General features: G+C 44.8%; 20 protein-coding genes. All 20 read right to left on the bottom strand.

What is annotated here, in order from left to right:
• Window positions 1-2: 2 nt before the first annotated feature.
• Window positions 3-605, bottom strand: a complete 603-nt coding sequence (locus tag NSS67_RS12680; protein ID WP_339319856.1) for a flavin prenyltransferase UbiX — start codon at window positions 603-605, stop codon at window positions 3-5.
• The gene (locus NSS67_RS12675; protein WP_339319855.1) at window positions 605-1,477 is read right to left on the bottom strand and encodes a UbiA-like polyprenyltransferase; all 873 of its coding nucleotides are present in this window, start codon (window positions 1,475-1,477) and stop codon (window positions 605-607) included. Before NSS67_RS12675 ends, NSS67_RS12680 begins: the two co-directional genes overlap by 1 nt.
• On the bottom strand, window positions 1,470-2,222 hold the full coding sequence (locus NSS67_RS12670) for a demethylmenaquinone methyltransferase (protein WP_339319854.1): 753 nt from the start codon (window positions 2,220-2,222) through the stop codon (window positions 1,470-1,472). The genes NSS67_RS12675 and NSS67_RS12670 overlap by 8 nt, the downstream gene beginning before the upstream one ends.
• A 3-nt stretch (window positions 2,223-2,225) precedes the next feature.
• Window positions 2,226-3,119: a heptaprenyl diphosphate synthase component 1 gene (locus tag NSS67_RS12665; RefSeq protein WP_339319853.1), complete on the bottom strand. Its 894-nt coding sequence runs from the start codon at window positions 3,117-3,119 to the stop codon at window positions 2,226-2,228.
• 90 nt (window positions 3,120-3,209) lie between these two features.
• The gene (locus NSS67_RS12660) at window positions 3,210-3,752 is read right to left on the bottom strand and encodes a hypothetical protein (RefSeq protein WP_339319852.1); all 543 of its coding nucleotides are present in this window, start codon (window positions 3,750-3,752) and stop codon (window positions 3,210-3,212) included.
• Window positions 3,753-3,845: 93 nt separating this feature from the next.
• Window positions 3,846-4,094: a trp RNA-binding attenuation protein MtrB gene (gene mtrB, locus NSS67_RS12655; RefSeq protein ID WP_313639199.1), complete on the bottom strand. Its 249-nt coding sequence runs from the start codon at window positions 4,092-4,094 to the stop codon at window positions 3,846-3,848.
• Window positions 4,095-4,211: 117 nt separating this feature from the next.
• On the bottom strand, window positions 4,212-4,484 hold the full coding sequence (locus NSS67_RS12650) for an HU family DNA-binding protein (RefSeq protein WP_036676223.1): 273 nt from the start codon (window positions 4,482-4,484) through the stop codon (window positions 4,212-4,214).
• Between the two features lie 376 nt (window positions 4,485-4,860).
• A complete protein-coding gene (gene spoIVA / locus NSS67_RS12645; protein WP_339319851.1) occupies window positions 4,861-6,339 on the bottom strand; it encodes a stage IV sporulation protein A in 1,479 nt (492 codons plus the stop codon).
• Between the two features lie 430 nt (window positions 6,340-6,769).
• The gene (locus NSS67_RS12640) at window positions 6,770-7,516 is read right to left on the bottom strand and encodes a hypothetical protein (protein WP_339319850.1); all 747 of its coding nucleotides are present in this window, start codon (window positions 7,514-7,516) and stop codon (window positions 6,770-6,772) included.
• A gap of 30 nt (window positions 7,517-7,546) precedes the next feature.
• A complete protein-coding gene (locus NSS67_RS12635; protein ID WP_339319849.1) occupies window positions 7,547-7,915 on the bottom strand; it encodes a 2Fe-2S iron-sulfur cluster-binding protein in 369 nt (122 codons plus the stop codon).
• A 34-nt stretch (window positions 7,916-7,949) separates the two neighbouring features.
• Window positions 7,950-8,129 (bottom strand): DUF2768 family protein, encoded by a 180-nt coding sequence (locus NSS67_RS12630; protein WP_339319848.1) that lies wholly within the window; start codon window positions 8,127-8,129, stop codon window positions 7,950-7,952.
• 198 nt (window positions 8,130-8,327) lie between these two features.
• Window positions 8,328-8,603 carry a stage VI sporulation protein F gene (locus NSS67_RS12625; protein ID WP_038572437.1) on the bottom strand — a complete coding sequence of 92 codons (276 nt, stop codon included), beginning with the start codon at window positions 8,601-8,603 and terminating at the stop codon, window positions 8,328-8,330.
• Between the two features lie 66 nt (window positions 8,604-8,669).
• Window positions 8,670-9,710, bottom strand: coding sequence for an NAD(P)H-dependent glycerol-3-phosphate dehydrogenase (locus tag NSS67_RS12620; RefSeq protein WP_339319847.1), 1,041 nt, complete (start codon window positions 9,708-9,710; stop codon window positions 8,670-8,672).
• Complete coding sequence (plsY, locus tag NSS67_RS12615) at window positions 9,703-10,320, bottom strand: glycerol-3-phosphate 1-O-acyltransferase PlsY (RefSeq protein ID WP_339319846.1); 618 nt, start codon at window positions 10,318-10,320, stop codon at window positions 9,703-9,705. The genes NSS67_RS12620 and plsY overlap by 8 nt, the downstream gene beginning before the upstream one ends.
• 12 nt (window positions 10,321-10,332) lie before the next feature.
• The gene (gene der / locus NSS67_RS12610) at window positions 10,333-11,658 is read right to left on the bottom strand and encodes a ribosome biogenesis GTPase Der (RefSeq protein WP_283908310.1); all 1,326 of its coding nucleotides are present in this window, start codon (window positions 11,656-11,658) and stop codon (window positions 10,333-10,335) included.
• Between the two features lie 169 nt (window positions 11,659-11,827).
• Entirely contained in the window at window positions 11,828-13,150 is a 1,323-nt protein-coding gene (gene rpsA / locus NSS67_RS12605; RefSeq protein WP_339319845.1) for a 30S ribosomal protein S1, read from the bottom strand.
• A 175-nt stretch (window positions 13,151-13,325) separates the two neighbouring features.
• Entirely contained in the window at window positions 13,326-13,913 is a 588-nt protein-coding gene (locus NSS67_RS12600) for a lysophospholipid acyltransferase family protein (protein WP_339319844.1), read from the bottom strand.
• On the bottom strand, window positions 13,910-14,650 hold the full coding sequence (cmk, locus tag NSS67_RS12595) for a (d)CMP kinase (RefSeq protein ID WP_339319843.1): 741 nt from the start codon (window positions 14,648-14,650) through the stop codon (window positions 13,910-13,912). Before cmk ends, NSS67_RS12600 begins: the two co-directional genes overlap by 4 nt.
• 176 nt (window positions 14,651-14,826) lie before the next feature.
• On the bottom strand, window positions 14,827-15,480 hold the full coding sequence (locus NSS67_RS12590; protein WP_339319842.1) for a flagellar brake domain-containing protein: 654 nt from the start codon (window positions 15,478-15,480) through the stop codon (window positions 14,827-14,829).
• Between the two features lie 139 nt (window positions 15,481-15,619).
• Window positions 15,620-16,978, bottom strand: a complete 1,359-nt coding sequence (ypeB, locus tag NSS67_RS12585) for a germination protein YpeB (protein WP_339319841.1) — start codon at window positions 16,976-16,978, stop codon at window positions 15,620-15,622.
• Window positions 16,979-17,202 lie beyond the last annotated feature (224 nt).

The raw sequence follows: 17,202 nt of genomic DNA, 5'->3' as shown, positions 1-17,202 counted from the left end.
TTTCAATCCCCCCATCTGCGAAATAATTGATGTTCTATATTGAAGCTGTCAAGCACTTTGCCCACCATGAAATTAATCAGATCATCCATACTTTGTGGTCCAAAGTAAAAAGCCGGCATTGCCGGAATGATCCGAACCCCCAGACGGGACAGCTTCAACATATTCTCAAGATGAATAGCATGCAGAGGTGTCTCACGAGGAACAAGGACCAGTGGACGTCCTTCCTTAAGCATAACATCAGCAGCACGAGTCATCAGATTATCGGAGGTTCCATTAGCAACCGCAGACAACGTTCCCATGGAACAAGGCATAATAATCATCCCTTCCACACGAAAGGAACCACTTGCGATCGTTGCACCGATATCAGCAACAGGATGATAAATCAGAGAACCGGGATAGCCCTTGAACTTCTCGTTCAAAAAGCCTTCCCGGTCTGTTGCGATATAACCCAGCTCTTCTTTAAATACGCGCCAGCCCGCATTACTTACTACCAGATGCACGGAGTAGCCTAGCGATAGTAACGTTTCGATCAGACGGATACCATAGATAGCACCGCTTGCTCCTGTAATGCCCACCACAAAGTTTTTCGGTTTAGTAAGCGTCATTAGTTGAAGTGCACCACCAAGTCAATCAAAGTGAAAGAGAACACCACGATGCTCAGCACGCCGTTCATAGTGAAAAAAGCTGTCTGCAAACGACTAAGGTCACTCGGAGATACAATATAATGCTCATAAAAAAGAATAATATAAGCGAGAATCATACCTGCTACATACCACCAGCTTAAATCCGTCAAAAACAGCAGCGATACGAATCCAATCGCCGTAAGAATGTGAAATACGCGGGCAATAACGAGCGCGCCTTGGACCCCAAATCGCACTGGAATGGACTTTAGGCCCTCTTTAAGATCAAACTCAACATCCTGACAAGAATATATAACATCAAAACCAGCAGTCCAAAACACAATTGTGAAGTAAAATACCATAGAAGTCCAATTTACACTTCCGGTCACAGCTACCCAGCCGCCCAGAGGTGCGAGCGCAATGGTGAGGCCGAGGATAAGATGGCATGCCCATGTAAAGCGCTTAGTGAATGAATAAATAACAAGAAGAAATACAGCGATAGGTAAAAGCTTAGCGGACAAAGGATTCAATTTAAAGGCTGCCCAAAAGAGTAAGAAAAACGAAATGCCGATAAAAATGACAACTTCACCGATCTTGAGTAACCCTGCAGGAATCGCTCTTCCGGCTGTGCGTGGATTCTTAGCATCACTAATCCGATCTATCAGTCGATTCAATCCCATAGCAGCACTTCGTGCTCCAAACATGGCGATTACAATCCAGCCAATTTGACTCCAGGATGGAAGACTATCATTCATGACAACTGAACCGAGTAAAGCACCCATAAAGGCAAAGGGTAAAGCAAATACCGTATGTTCAAACTTAATCATTTGCAAAAAGATACCGATTTTCTTAAACATTCCCGTTCTCCTTGAGCCCAATATGTAATGCCGCGATGCCTCCGGTCAAGGGGAAGGATTCCACTTTTTGAAGTCCGGTTTCACGGAAAATAGTGACTAGCTGCTCCCGGTCAGGGAACAATGCCAGTGATTCTGGCAGCCATTTGTATTGCTCGTACCTTTTCGCGAACAGCTTACCCAGCAGTGGAAGTACACGCTGGAAATAGAAGAAATACACACCTTTAAACGGCTGTTTCATCGGCTTGGATAGCTCCAAGCATACAACCATCCCACCAGGCTTTACTACCCGCTTCATTTCGTTAAGCACTTGAACCGGATCTGGTACGTTGCGTAGTCCGAATCCAATCGTTGCATAATCGAACGCATTGTCTTCAAAAGGCAGCTCCATAGCATTGCCTTGCACGAGCGAAATACGGTCCTGAAGCTTTCGCTCTTCAACCTTGCGGCGTCCTACCTCGAGCATACCCCTACTAAAATCCAGTCCGATCACATTACCCGTCTGTGAGGCTTCCGCCAAGGCAATGCTCCAATCACAGGTCCCACAGCATAGGTCTACAGCTGAATCTCCGTGCTTCATACCCATCTTCTTCATTGTGAATTTTCGCCAAGCCTTATGACGGCGAAAGCTTAGAATGTCATTCATCAAATCGTATTTTCCAGCAATACTCTCAAACACGGAATGCACAAACTGCTCTTTCGGTTTGCTGTTGTCACCCACAGCAGTTGTCGTCTTTTCCATAGTCATCCATTAACCCTCCACGGCTGCTTGTCCTGATACCTTCATCTGCAGGAGAAGACGATCCAGCGCAATCTCTAGCTCTCTAAGCAAACTCTCGTCTTTAACGCTTTGCAATAGTCCCTGAATAGACTTAAGCGATTGATGAAGCTTGTCCGTCAGTTGAGAATCACACTTGTATTTCATCTTCAGCATCTTCCATTCCTTCTGATCAAGGTTCTGGTCTTGAAGCTGCCTGCGTTCATCCTCAGACGCAGTCTCCATCATCTTCCAATAGCAATAGCTATTCTCTGCATTCGCGGGATCATCACTACGGAGAAGCTCAAGAGCAACGGTCTCACACTGACTGAATTCAACCAGCAACTTCTCCCATAGCTCCACTAAGGAGTCCTCTATCATAGGCGTAAATGAATGGAACAGCCGCATATTCAGCTGTACCATGTGCCGCAAGTATTGTTCAGCCGAGAGGCGTATTCCTCTCATCTTCACGTAGAGATTCGCTTTCAAGACATTGAAATCTGCAATTGCCTTACTCAAGATTCCAACCATCTCAATCTGATCACTCTTTGCAAGCAGATGGTAAAACCAGCTACTGAAGTAATCACCAGCCAGTACCTTCAATTGACGGGAACGCATAGGGTCTCCCCCCCGTCTATCATTCGAACGGTCAATTACCTCGTGAGTGTCCAGACCCAGTTGTACAAGCGTGGTCACAAGCGTGTACAACTCTCCGGAACTTCCTTTTGCAGAAGAAGCGTGATTCAGAAAAATATATAACAAATGACCCCGGCCATCAGAAAACGGCGGCAAATCCGTATGCTTCTGAATCATGTCGTAGTCGGTGTAGGGTTTAGCCAGTTGCGGTATGCAGTACGGTTTCATTTCAGCCTCCGAAGCCATTGACATTATAATAATTCGTTTGTTCACAATCTTGTCTATTATATCACATGTTTTTTTGTCACGCACTGTGGTACGCCTGAGTTTCTTTTAATCCATTCAAGGATAAATGAACTGTTTCTTCCAGAGCTCAGTTTCACTAATGCGGAAGCCTGTTTTGAGACGCTCCGATATAGGAAGATTACCAGCAGACTGAAGTTCATCTTGCAACGCATAAGACCACTCAGAACGTCTGATATCCCCAGATAACAGCAATCGGCGGCTACCAACCCATTTATCTTCAACCACAATGCGAAGTAGAAGCTGATTCACATTCGAGGTTTCTTGAATAGCAAAGAAAATGGCCTGGGCCATATTTTGATAGAGTTCCTCAGGTTCATGATCGTTCCCGCTCACTTTCAGATCCAGTGACAGAACATGATCTTCCCAGCCTACGCTATCTATGGATAAGGTTAACGGAAGGGTACCCAGAACATCAACAAGATTGTCATTGTTAAGCACTGTGTTATGGCTGCCCGTAAAAGTCTCCACTATCCCATTCCTCTGCTGTACAGTTGAGTCTAAGTCTGCCAGTTTCGGCAAAATAACAGCGGAGGTTGCGGTCAAGAGTAATACGGCTCCGATCAACCAGGCTTTGTTCATGGACAGGCCCCCTTATCCATAGTACCCACTTTTTTGTGGATGCGATCATTCACCCTTACTATATTTTGAAAAAAAGCAGGCTATGCCTGCTTTTCAGCTTTCACTTTCCAATTGTCCATGTTTCGTAAATATTTCAGCTTTACCGCGGATTTTCATAGCTGAGGTATGATCGGTAAATTGGGCAATCAATACCTCACCCTTATCTAGCTTTTCTGTATGATGAAAGCGTGTATCCGTACCTCTAGTTAAACCAATGACTTGAACGCCATTTTCTTTGGCCTTAACCACAATATAGTCGCTACCTGTCGGAAGCGGATTTTCGCTCGTATTTTTATCCGTCATCGCTGATCCTCCTCTAAAACTAATGTACAGCCCATGCTATTCCAAAAAACAAATGCCGCCTTGGAGGGCGGCATAGTTGTTACTTAAAAAGACTATGGGATTGATATGTAGAAATCTTTATTTGATTCCGTCTTTCAGCGCCTTACCGGGTTTGAATGCCGGTACCTTGCTTGCAGGAATTTCGATTTCTTCACCAGTTTGTGGGTTACGGCCTTTACGTGCGGAACGTTCGCGCACTTCAAAGTTTCCGAATCCAACCAGTTGTACTTTGTCACCGCTTTGCAGTGCTTCTGTAATTGCTTCGAAAACCGCATCTACAGCTTTAGTAGCATCCTTCTTGGGAAGTTCAGTTGCTTCTGTAACTACATTGATCAAATCAGATTTATTCATGTTTTCTCACCTCCCTGGGTAAATTTCCGGTATCATACACTGTTTCCGTTTAAACGTAAAATATACGTGATAATCCCGTTTATTACTGAACACTGGCGCCCATAGACCTTGAAGCGCAACAAACTTATAGTAATACAGCCCATCCATAAATTCAAGCTGTTAGTCAAAAAAGGAGCAGAATTTATCATAAATGCTTGCATAATCATCTATTTTTCCTCAAATTTTTTAGACCTATTAGACCAGTATAACTCTTTCATTTCATAAGAAAAATTGAGTCAGATTCACCGTTATTGTAGGAAATAAGAATCAAGTTTCATTATTTTTGCACATAAAAAGAGTGGGATTTCTCCCACTCTTCGAATCACTCAAATTTAGCTTAAAGAATAATTGCAATTAATCCGCCTGAGCCTTCATTTATGATCCGACCAAGCGTTTCTTGTAATTTGTAGCGGGCATTATCCGGCATCATCGCAATCTTGCCTTGAATACCTTCCCTCACAATGGAGTGCAAGGAGCGCCCAAAAATATCGGATTCCCAAATCTTAATCGGGTCATTCTCGAAGTCCTGCATCAGATAGCGAACCAACTCTTCACTTTGCTTCTCTGTACCAATGATTGGTGAGAATTCAGATTCAACATCAACACGAATCATATGAATAGATGGTGCGGTAGCCTTTAAGCGAACTCCGAAGCGAGAGCCTTGACGAATAAGTTCTGGTTCATCTAGAGCCATTTCAGCTAACGAAGGAGCAGCAATACCATAACCAGTTGTCTTGACCATTTCTAAAGCTTCCGAGAAACGGTCGTACTCCCTTTTCGCATGTGAGAATTCCTGCATCAGCTGGAGCAAATGATCCTTGCCGCGGATCTCAACCCCTACTACCTCCATCAGAACCTGATCATACAGCTCTTCTGGGGCATAAAGATCAATCTCTGCTACTCCCTGACCCATGTTCATCCCACTTAGGCCAGCTTTATCGATAAAATCATACTCTGTAAACTGTGATACGAGCCGGTCAACATCCCGTAAGCGGCGAATGTCCTTTACCGTATCGCGGACGGAGTTCTCATAGCTACTACGCAGCCAGTGATTCTCTCCAAGCACCATGACCCAGCTTGGCAAGTTCACATTCACTTCATGTACAGGGAATTCGTACAATACCTCACGCAGTACACCGGTAACATCTTCTTCAGTCATGTTTGCCGCGCTAAGCGTCATAACAGGGATATCGTATTTGACGGCTAGCTCGTTGCGGAGCTGCTGCGCTTCCTCACTGCGTGGCCGAGTGGAGTTAATGACCAGTACAAATGGCTTACCCACTTCCTTCAGCTCCGCAATGACACGCTCTTCAGAATCCACGTACGAGTTCCGCGGAATTTCTGCAATCGTTCCATCTGTTGTTACCACAACACCAAGCGTTGAATGCTCCTGGATGACCTTACGTGTCCCGATCTCTGCCGCTTCCTGAAAAGGAATTGGCTCCTCAAACCAAGGCGTAGAGATCATTCGTGGTCCATTCTCATCCTCGTAGCCTTTAGCGCCTTCTACAGCGTAACCCACACAGTCTACCAGTCGAACATTAACTTCAAGCCCTTCCGCAACCTTGATTTGGACTGCGTTGTTAGGCACGAACTTAGGTTCAGTGGTCATAATTGTTTTGCCTGCTGCGCTTTGCGGAAGCTCATCCACAGCTCTTACCCGATCTGCCTCATTCGTGATGTTAGGCAGGACAATTGTTTCCATGAAGCGTTTAATGAATGTCGATTTCCCCGTGCGAACCGCGCCGACGACGCCAAGATAAATGTCTCCGCCGGTACGCTCGGCAATGTCCTTGAAAATATCCACTTTTTCCAAAAGAGATCCCCTCCTCATATTACTCCGAAGAAAAAATGCCTGAAGAGCATCGACTTCGCGTTCCGCCGGTAATCTGACCCTTGCAGGACATCAACCGGACTTATCGTATGCCCGCCCGAAGCCTAGCTGCTTTCGACCGGGACGTACTTGCCCCGCGCTAAACTCCGAATGCTCGGACATGCATTTGGACTAGTATCATCATATGTATCCGGAACGAATTTATGACCCGTATTCGCGCATTTTGCAATGTAATTTCTAAAAATTAGTTGTGCGCGCCGCAAGGCGTCTGACGCCCGGAAGCTTTCTCATCCATCATATGTGGTAGGATTCATTGATAGAACAGCTAATGTATCAAAAAAGAACTGCCCCGCTCGGCTTGAAACCGATGTTCGGGCAGTTCTACTTTTGAATAACATTTCTATATGTACTGTTAACTAGGAGGTTGGGGAACCGGCTGATTGTTAATCCATAGATACGGCAATGACTTCACTGGCACATAATAGGAGGCTTCCTCCAAATCCAGTCGTAAATCCTTTTTCTCGTCATGTTCTCCACCCTTCTTATCGATGGCAGCCATAATATCAAAGACATAATCTACGTAGACAATTCCAGCCTTATCCATGATGAAATCAAGAATCTGACCAGAATAGACGCTAGTTAATGATATGGAGCTTGTACCTGCTTTCTTATGATCAATGGTGTACAATCCAGGATATAGCTCATCAAGCACGGGCAGAGCGCCGTCATGAGCTGATTTATAACGATTAATCTGACGCTGTACATCATTCACCTTCTGAACTGTAACAAGGTCCATTACCTTAACAACTGGATCACTTTCCTCATTCAAAATAAGAAAATAAGCACTTCCCCCCTGTTCAAAAGCCGTATCAGGAATATCGTCTAAATATCCCTTATTGTTCAGCTTACCCAGGTCTATACGGAACTTCTCATATCTTGGAGTTGTTTGATCCGCATTAAGAATCGGAAGCACACCTTCCTCTTGTTGATAATCATCAACAGCTGCTTGTATCCGCTTAACACTTTCTCGATAATTAACGCTAGCCCGCTTCTCTTCTCCAGGATACAGACAACCCGAAAGAGTAAGAGCGATCGACACCACTACTAGACAAAGTCTTGCTCCTGCCTTCAGCTTCTTCTTTCTTCTTATAAACTCCAACCGAGTCCCTCCCACGGTGACAATCTTACTCTACCACAGCTCATCTTCTTCCCCACGCCGCGCAGCTTCAAGCTTACGGCGCACAGCAGCCTTAAGTGGATCTTCTGGTACCTGAACGGTCACATCGCTCCACACGGCAGCCTGACAGGCCAGACGCATCCCTTCTTCTAACGCAGTTCCAAGCTTACGCCGTTCAATATCACCTGGAGGTCTCACCGCATTAGCCTCTTCATTCGCAATTTTTACCTTGCACATCAGACAGCCAGCTTTGCCACCACAGCGTGTGGTTATCGTGACTCCGGCTTTTCGAGCTGCCTCCAGTAACGATATGCCGCGGTTAACGACAGCTTTTCGACCTTCAGGTTGAAATACAACGGTGACGCCATTTTGCAATTTCATGATGTTACTTCCTTCCTTAACGCTGTGTAACTGCTTACATAATCGAAACGACTCCGCCCAAAAGACCAACTAACATGATGACAAACGCTATGATAGATAGCAGTGCCTTGAGCAATCCTTTTGTTTTGCTCCGAGCAAACGTTATTAGAAACACAGACAATCCCATAACCAGCATTGCAATCAGGGACAACCACATTTTTGTCATCGGATCCATGCTCAAAGCCCCCATTCACCTGTAATATATTAGGGACTATTATATCACGACCTTATCCTATTCTGTAAAAAAACATCTTTTTTTATATATTATTATTAAGATAATTCATCTTGTAAGAGTTTTTCAAGTCATACAAAAAAGAGCAAAAGATAACAGAATCTGTTTGGATTCTGAATCTTTTGCTCACCCAACCTGAAGCTATTTTTTAAGCATCATTTTCATTAAAGACTCCATTGTGCTGGAACCTGCGCCGCCTTTTTTGACGGCATTGATAATTTCCTGCACTGTAGCTTCACTGACCGGCACTTTCGCCATCGATGACACCTGCTTAATTAACTGGCGGAGCTGGGCTTCGTTCTGCGTAGTTCCTGGCTTGACCGTACTGGCTAGCTTTTTGACGGCACTTTCCGTAATGTTCTTGCCCGCCTTTTTGTTAATGGCGTTCAATGCATCCTTGGAAAAATCTCTGCTCACTTTTCATCCCTCCTCCGTCAATCCCCAATACAACATATGAGAATTGGCGGAAAAAGGTGAACAGGATCAGGAATGCCACTGCTCCCAAGTTTCCTGAGATATCGTCTCAAGCTCAGGCTTACGATCACGGCCCATCAAAGCTTCAACAGCATTACGTGGGCTTCTACCTTGAAAAAGAACATGATAAATTTGATCCGTAATGGGCATCTGGACATCTAGCTTGATGGAAATGGCATACGCTGCTTCCGTAGTACGAATACCTTCGACAACCATTCCCATCGACTCCAGCACCTCATCCAGTGGTTTCCCTTGCCCGAGCATAAAGCCTGCGCGCCAGTTACGGCTGTGCTTGCTTGTAGCAGTCACTACTAGATCGCCAATTCCTGCAAGCCCTGCAAAGGTCAAAGGATTCGCTCCAAGCTCAACTCCCACCCGAGAAATCTCGGCCAGTCCACGTGTCAGAAGCGCCGCTTTAGCGTTATCCCCAAATCCAAGACCATCGGATAGACCTGCGCCGAGTGCAATAATATTCTTTAGTGCACCAGCAAGCTCAACTCCTACCTGATCTCGGTTCGTATATACACGGAAATCGTTGTTAATGAACAATTCCTGCGCTTCTGCAGTACGTTTATCATCAGGTGAAGCCACAACAACTGTGGTAGGACACAAGCGCACTACTTCCTCTGCATGGCTCGGTCCGGAGAGTACGACAATCTGCCCTTCGTCACAGCCGAGTTCCTCAGCAATTACGACTGACATCCGCTTTTTGCTTTCTGTCTCAAAGCCCTTCGTAGCATGAACGACTAGCATATCAGGCTTCCAGAATGACTTCAGACTACGAGCAACCTGCCGCATACCTGAAGACGGCGCCACAATAACAACCGCTTTAGAACCGGAGACTGCTGTCTCCATATCCGTGGTTGCAATGATGTTAACAGGAAGCGAGATCCCGGGTAAATACTTATTATTCATATGAGAACCATTGATCTCGGCAGCTTGATCAGAGTTACGTGTCCACAGATAAACTTCCGAGTGGTTAGCAGCCAGCACACTTGCCAGCGCAGTTCCCCAGCTCCCCGCTACTAGTACGGTAACTTTATCAGACAACACGATTCCCTCCTTTAACTTTAGAGCCTATCTTGTTCTCACGGCCCTCTGCAATCTTCACAATATTCGTCCGGTGCCGCCAGAAGGCAAAGACTGCAATAATAAGACTAGTCCAGAGAACAGGTTGAGTAAATCCTGTTAACAATAGAAACACAGGTGTCAGCGCAACAAATATTAACGAGCCAAGTGACACGTAACGAGTGATAAAGATAGACCCTATAGCGATGATACCGGCGAGCAGCGCTGGCCACAAACAAAGTGTGACCATAACGCCAATCGTAGTAGCGATGCCTTTCCCTCCACGGAAGCGAAAGTAGAGCGGCCAATTATGTCCGACAATGGCAGCGATCCCGCAAAGAGCAGGAACCCAGGTTCCCCAGCCACCTACCCAGGTTCCTAACCAAACTGCGGCCACGCCCTTCAGAACATCCAGCACCAACACTACTATTGCAGGACCTTTTCCCAGTACACGAAGTGTATTGGTAGCCCCTGCATTACCGCTTCCATATTGACGGATATCAATTCCCTTTAGGAGCTTGGCGAACAGCACACTAAAGCTGACCGAACCAAGCAAATAGCTTACAACGATAACCAGAAGTTCAAGCGCCACACTTCTTCTCCCCTAACCTTCGTTCTCGGATTTGCGCCGTGTAAAGAGACGGATTGGCGTTCCCTCGAAGTTAAACGCCGCGCGGATTTTATTCTCCAGGTAACGTTCATAGGAGAAGTGCATCAGCGATGGATCATTCACGAACACCACGATCGTCGGCGGCTTCACAGCAACCTGTGTTACGTAGTTAATACGTAAGCGACGGCCTTTGTCAGTTGGTGGAGGGTTAATCGCAATGGCATCAGATACAACGTCGTTCACTAGATGCGTAGTAATGCGTAGTGCGTGCTGTTGTGATACATGCTGCACCACAGGTAGGAGCTTTTGCAGGCGCTGCTTAGTTAAAGCCGACAAAAAGACAACCGGTGCGTAACTCATAAACAAGAAATGGTCACGAATCTTAGTCTCGAAGTTCTGCATAGTCTTGTCGTCCTTCTCAATGGCATCCCATTTGTTCACAACAAAAATAGATGCCTTACCTGCTTCATGTGCATAACCAGCAATATGCTTGTCCTGATCGATGATGCCCTCTTCGCCGTTAATTACAACGAGAACCACATCAGCCCGTTCAATCGCACGCATTGCACGCATAACACTGTATTTCTCAATGTTCTCATATACTTTACCTTTTTTGCGCATACCCGCAGTATCGATAAGCACATAACGTTGTCCATCACGTTCAAAGGGGGTATCAATAGCATCTCGTGTAGTACCTGCAATATCACTTACGATAACGCGTTCTTCACCTAGAATCGCGTTAACCAAAGAGGATTTACCTACATTCGGACGGCCAATCAAAGCTACGCGAATGACATCGTCATCATATTCATCATCTATTTTCTCTGGCAGTCGTTCTACTACAGCGTCGAGCAAATCTCCGAGTCCAGTACCATGACTACCGGAAATTCCGATTGGATCTCCAAAGCCCAAGCTATAGAACTCATAAATATCATCTGCACGCTTCATATTATCCACTTTATTGATGGCAAGCACGATTGGTTTACCTGAACGGAACAGAATTTGAGCTACCTCTTCATCTGAATTCGTTACTCCACTCTTCGCCTCACACATAAATACAATAACATCCGCTTCTTCGATCGCCAGCTCCGCCTGAACGCGGATTGATTTCAGAATCGTGTCATCTCCATCAATTTCAATACCTCCGGTATCAATCACACTGAACGACTTACCGTTCCAATCTGAAATACCATAAATCCGGTCACGTGTAATCCCCGGCTTATCTTCTACAATGGCCAATCTATCGCCAATCAGCCGATTAAAAATCGTCGATTTCCCGACGTTAGGCCTCCCAACGATTGCCACAACGGGTCTTGCCATATTCATTCCTCCTGTCATCCTTACGATACTCATCATAGCAAAAAACATTAAAATTGGCTAACACTCATGTTAACTTCGATAAATCTTTCTGTTGCCGAAAAAAGAGAATCGGCGAACCCCCGTATCGAGGGCTCGCCGATTACTTTACCCGTATATTCAAAAATCAGGATTAGTTATTACCTTTGAATTTGTCCAACTTGTCACCGAAACGTTCAGCAAGCGTAAAGCTAAGGCCTTCGTTGCTAAGAGAAACGTTAGGGTTGTTCAATACTTCTTTAGGAGCTCTGTCTCTGCTGTTGCTGCGTTCAGGTCTAGTAGTTGGTGCTGGAGCTTCTTCTGTTTCTTTGATGCTCAGGCTAACACGTTTCTCGGATGGATTGAAGTCCAGAACTTTCACTTGAACCTCTTGTCCTTCTTTCAAAACTTCGTGTGGAGTTGCAATGTGTTTGTGGGAGATTTGCGAAATGTGCACAAGACCTTCCACCCCTGGAAGCAATTCTACGAATGCTCCGAAGTTCACAAGACGTTTCACAACACCTGTTACAACATCACCGATGTTGATTTCGCCGCCAGCAGAGTCCCAAGGACCTGGAGCAGCAGCTTTGATGCTCAGGCTGATTTTTCCTTTTTCAGGATCAACCTTAAGTACTTTAACACGTACTTTATCACCTTCGGATACTACATCAGATGGCTTCTCTACGTGATTCCAAGCGATTTCGGATACGTGTACAAGACCATCAACTCCGCCAACATCAACAAATGCGCCGAATTGAGTTAGACGTTGTACAGTACCTTCGATGATTTGACCTTCAGACAGTTCAGCCATAATTTTGAGCTTGTTAGCTTCGAACTCTTCTTCAAGTACTTCTTTAGCAGACAGAATTACTTTGCTGTTCTCACGGTCAAGTTCTTTCACTTTAACGCGCAAGGTACGGCCTTTGTAATCGCTGAAATCTTCAACGAAGTGACGCTCAACCATGGAAGCTGGGATAAATCCACGAGCTCCAACATCAGCTACTAGACCGCCTTTAACAACGTCAGCCACAGTAACTTCGAAAGCTTCTTGGGAAGCAAAGTACTTCTCAAGATCTTCCCATGATTTTTCGCTATCAACAGCACGTTTGGAAAGAACAAGGCTTTCCTTGTTGTCGTTGATGCTAACCACTTTACATTCTACTTCCTGTCCAACTTCTACCGCTGCAGCAGCGTTGTCCAGTTGTACTGCGGACAATTCGCGAATCGGAATCACACCGTCGTATTTATATCCAATGCTTACATAAGCTTGGTTATCTTCGATTTTGACGATTGTTCCTTTCACGGTATCGCCTTTTTTCAAAGAAATGATTTCCAAGTCAGCTTGGTTAGTCACTTCTTCTTCGTTAACGGCAGCAACTTCTTCTACAGCTCCGTTATTTTCTGTCACAGCGGATTCCACCGCTTCTACGGTTTCATTATTCTCCGTAGCTTCCTGATTTTTAATTTCTTCAGACATGTGATTAGCCTCCTCGATTCAAAACCCCATTTATTTAAACCTGCGTATAGCAGAGTTCAAAACAAGCACTGCTTGGCATTACAATTTACACTTGAAGATAGTATGTTCCAAAAAATAGCGACTATGCCGTTATTTAATCATAGCACTGAACGAAATTTAATATTTCGCTTATCCCTTAACTAGCGCTAGGTATACCCGTCTTCCTCATCTCATGGATGCGTTCCATAATGACATCGGTAACAGCCTCGAGAGATTCACTTCCTGCATCGGCAAATTGACTGAGATCTATAGGAGCTCCATAGACAACAACCATCCGTCGAAAGGGTTTGTACTCACCGACAATAGCGGCTGGAACAACTGCCGCGCCACTTCGAAGTGCGAAGCTTGCAGCACCTTTCTTAGCAACTCCGGCATCAGAGTTACGTGTACCCTCCGGGAAGATACCCATGACATTACCACTACGAAGTGTGTTAAGGGCCGTTTTAATGGATTCTTTGCTTACACCACCACGTTTGACCGGAAAAGCACCCAATTTATTAATGAGCCAGCCAAGCACAGGAACCTCAAAAAGTTCCGCCTTAGCCATATACTTTACCTGACGGTCTAGCTTAATCCCAATAGTCATCGGATCCAGCAAACTAATATGGTTGGCACAGAGCAGCACCCCGCCCTCCTTTGGCACATTCTCTTCCCCCACAATCTTAAGCGGGAAAATAATTGCGTAAACCAAGCGAAGCAATCTAACACAAATTGCATAAATCATAAATGATTTCTCTCCCCGTCAACATGAGATCTACAATGGGATACAATGGCCTCCACGGCTTGATCGATATCCATAAAGGTCGTGTCCAGAAGAATTGCATCTTCCGCACGGCGCAGCGGTGAAATTTCCCGTCCTTCGTCCAGACGATCCCGCTGAGCAATATCATGTTCAAGCTGCTGAAGTGTCACCGATTCCGCGTCTCTCAATTCCTTATAACGACGGAGAGCTCTTTCTTCCACACTTGCCGTCATAAAAATTTTCACTTCGGCATCGGGCAGTACGGTCGTACCGATATCGCGGCCATCCATTACAACGCCTTTGCGAAGCGCCATCTGACGCTGCAAATGACTAAGTCTGGATCTTACACCTTCGATCTTCGAATACTGCGACACAAGGCCGCTGACCTGAAGACTCCGAATATGCGGCGTTACGTCTTCCCCATTAATCAGCACCTTCTGGATGTCTTTTTCCGGAATAAGCTCAATAACCATGTCGCGAACTTTCTGGTTCACTTGATTCTGATCTTCCGGTTCTATGCCTTCCCGGATCATATACCAGGTGATCGCCCGGTACATTGCACCTGTATCGACATAAATATAAGACAACTTCTGGGCTACCAATCGGGCTACAGTACTCTTGCCTGCCCCGGCAGGTCCGTCGATGGCGACGTTAATTCTGTCGTAAGTATGTGTACCCTGCCTATCCAACGGGGCATTCCTCCTCAAACACTCTTTCATAAGAAAAGCATCTAGCGATGTCAAGTTCGTTCCTGCAATATCAAAGAGCACATACAATTGATATGCTTGATGATATTATCAAGAAAAAAGCAGGCATTGCCTGCGACTTATAAAATTATACCACAGTTTATACTTCAGTGCAAAATCAGACCGCTTAATAGAGCTAAGAAAAATGTCTATCGGTTGCGGAAATCAAACTGACGTTCGAAGCAGTAACGTATTACTTTCTGGCGCTCATTATCCGTAATACTTACGAATTTCAGCATGGCTAATTGGCGCCCATTCTCAAGACTTTTAATCCGAACCACTTCACCTTCAAAGTCCACATGCTCAATACTACCGTTTCGATAAGGCACTAGAACCCAGCAGGACAATTTCCCTCCCACTTCGATCTTTACCTGGTTATCCACCAGAAAAGAGGTCCCTCCGCCACCGATATCATCTGTACGTACAAGAAACCTATTACCAGCGCTATCCTTCACAGCTAACTCAAGATCTGCATTGACTCGAAAAAAGCTTCGTCTCTGAATTTTAAAAATCGAATCCATCGCTGGTTTTTGAATCCGGACCATACGAATTACATCTTCTTTAAAACCGAGAACATGTGTATTAAAGTAATTTTTAATACCACCCTCAGTTATAAAATAAACCGAAAGCTCGTCCCCCATAAAAAGCTTTTTCAAATGACCATTACTCTCTTGCATAGGAATTTCAATCAGGAACGCGTTGTCTTCTGTCTCTGCAATTCTCGATCTATATTCAACTTCTGCTTCAGAAGCGTCACTAGAAGCAACCTGTATGTATAGATATTCATTAATTTTAGGATACAAAGATGTCACCGCCAGATCAGTTTAGTAATAAATACTAACAATGATTATAGCATGGGAATATCACCCAATGAGAGATATATTATTCGAATATGAAAAATAAAAGAAGGCACACCCAAATAAATGGATGCGCCTTATAACTTTATTTTTTTTCCAATCCCGAAGAAGCCCTGATTTCTTCTACAGACTCCTCGATGCCATCATCCGCATTAAGATAAATACGATACTGTGTACCATTTACCTCTCCGCCAAACTCGTATGTTAATACTTCTACTGAGTCATCATTTTTAATCCAAGCCTTGCGATGGTAAATCTCTTTGAAATCCGAATTCAGAAATTTCTTTGCTTCCGCAAGAGTGAGCTTCGGCTTTGGAATCTTACGATTGTCCTTATGTTCATTAACATATTCGCTAGCCTCAAATCCTATTGTTGATCCAGTATCAAGTCCTATACGAATCGTCATTTTTTCAGGATAAATCAACACATCATTCTGTTTGGTCACAAAAGTTAAATTCCCCATGTTATCGTAACGGTCAGCATTGACTGCCGTCATATGAGGATATCCCTTTTTTTCAAGAAACTTCTCCGCCTTGGTAACTGCTTCTTCTAAAGATACCTTAGCAGGACCAACCTCACGGTTATCATAATAGGAAATCAGCAAACCACCATTTTTGGTGAAGTCCATACTGACAATCTGCTTATTATTCGAACCACTGACCGTAGCCGTATAGGAAGGCCACTCCGTATTTTTTCCGTTTTCTTTAACATCTACCTTAGCGTTGGATCCTGCATCAGCAAACTTAATGGCCTTCCGTTTGATATCTTCAACTGAAACAGGGGTACCTCCGAGCATTTTTACGGAACGTTTATCGTAGATACTTGCAACAGAAGGCCCCCAATCCAGTTCAGGGTAACCCTCAACACGTTTATCCACCGACTTGAAGCCGTCAATAATTGAATTGTCCTCTGCCTTATTCTCAGTAGCCAGTGCGGTTTCAACATCCATCCAGCGCAAGCGGCTGCCAATCACTTTATTCTGAACCTCTTGCAAATCTTTAGAGATTTCTCCTGAGCTCTTGTATAATGCTTTTAAATTACTCAATTCACCATCTGTTAAAGGTTTCTTAGTGAAGTCACGAATCCCAGCTTTGTATGAAAAGTTGGAGATTTTGGACAGAAACTCCTCCGTTTTGACAAATGGCAGTAAGGTGAGTGGCAGCTGATTGATCTCGTTTTGCGCCTCACTTGTCATCCGCCAGACATTAACAAGTCCTTTGCGGTGCATCCCGTTAGAAGCGGAGTTAACAGCTAGGGTGTTCCCTAGCTCTCCATGAAGACGTTCCACATGGTAAGACAAATCATGAAAGGCACGCTGATATTGGTTCTCCGCCTTAATTAGAATCGCATTCTTCTCCTGGTTCTCCTGATAACCCCACACAAGCGCTCCAATTAACAGCAGCGCAGTCAGCGGGAACATAACAGCACTTAATCTTTTGTACATAGGGCTGCAAGACTCCTTTCGATAGCTTATTGGCGTTAGTTTGACAATAAACTAGGAGTCTTATGCACCCGTCTGTAACACAATGTGACTAAATCATTTGAATAGAGCATTTTACTCCAAAATTACATAGCAACGCTCTTACGCTCTCTCTTCGATCTCAAAGCCACTACTATTACTGCAAAGGCATTGCTTAAAGCCGGTTTGAATAACACCCTGCTCTCTTA

The organism is Paenibacillus sp. FSL R10-2734 (assembly GCF_037963865.1).
Classification (GTDB): Bacteria; Bacillota; Bacilli; order Paenibacillales; family Paenibacillaceae; genus Paenibacillus_AQ.
This window is presented reverse-complemented; position numbering and strand designations above follow the sequence as displayed.

Excerpts from the sequence above, each read along its gene's own strand:
- NSS67_RS12650 (WP_036676223.1), bottom strand. The coding sequence starts at position 4,484 with ATGAATAAATCTGATTTGATCAATGTAGTTACAGAAGCAACTGAACTT.
- NSS67_RS12665 (WP_339319853.1), bottom strand. The coding sequence starts at position 3,119 with ATGTCAATGGCTTCGGAGGCTGAAATGAAACCGTACTGCATACCGCAA.
- rpsA (WP_339319845.1), bottom strand. The coding sequence starts at position 13,150 with ATGTCTGAAGAAATTAAAAATCAGGAAGCTACGGAGAATAATGAAACC.
- mtrB (WP_313639199.1), bottom strand. The coding sequence starts at position 4,094 with ATGACGGATAAAAATACGAGCGAAAATCCGCTTCCGACAGGTAGCGAC.
- NSS67_RS12630 (WP_339319848.1), bottom strand. The coding sequence starts at position 8,129 with ATGGATCCGATGACAAAAATGTGGTTGTCCCTGATTGCAATGCTGGTT.
- NSS67_RS12675 (WP_339319855.1), bottom strand. The coding sequence starts at position 1,477 with ATGTTTAAGAAAATCGGTATCTTTTTGCAAATGATTAAGTTTGAACAT.
- NSS67_RS12600 (WP_339319844.1), bottom strand. The coding sequence starts at position 13,913 with ATGATTTATGCAATTTGTGTTAGATTGCTTCGCTTGGTTTACGCAATT.
- der (WP_283908310.1), bottom strand. The coding sequence starts at position 11,658 with ATGGCAAGACCCGTTGTGGCAATCGTTGGGAGGCCTAACGTCGGGAAA.
- NSS67_RS12680 (WP_339319856.1), bottom strand. The coding sequence starts at position 605 with ATGACGCTTACTAAACCGAAAAACTTTGTGGTGGGCATTACAGGAGCA.
- cmk (WP_339319843.1), bottom strand. The coding sequence starts at position 14,650 with ATGAAAGAGTGTTTGAGGAGGAATGCCCCGTTGGATAGGCAGGGTACA.
- NSS67_RS12635 (WP_339319849.1), bottom strand. The coding sequence starts at position 7,915 with ATGAAATTGCAAAATGGCGTCACCGTTGTATTTCAACCTGAAGGTCGA.
- ypeB (WP_339319841.1), bottom strand. The coding sequence starts at position 16,978 with ATGTACAAAAGATTAAGTGCTGTTATGTTCCCGCTGACTGCGCTGCTG.
- NSS67_RS12670 (WP_339319854.1), bottom strand. The coding sequence starts at position 2,222 with ATGACTATGGAAAAGACGACAACTGCTGTGGGTGACAACAGCAAACCG.
- NSS67_RS12660 (WP_339319852.1), bottom strand. The coding sequence starts at position 3,752 with ATGAACAAAGCCTGGTTGATCGGAGCCGTATTACTCTTGACCGCAACC.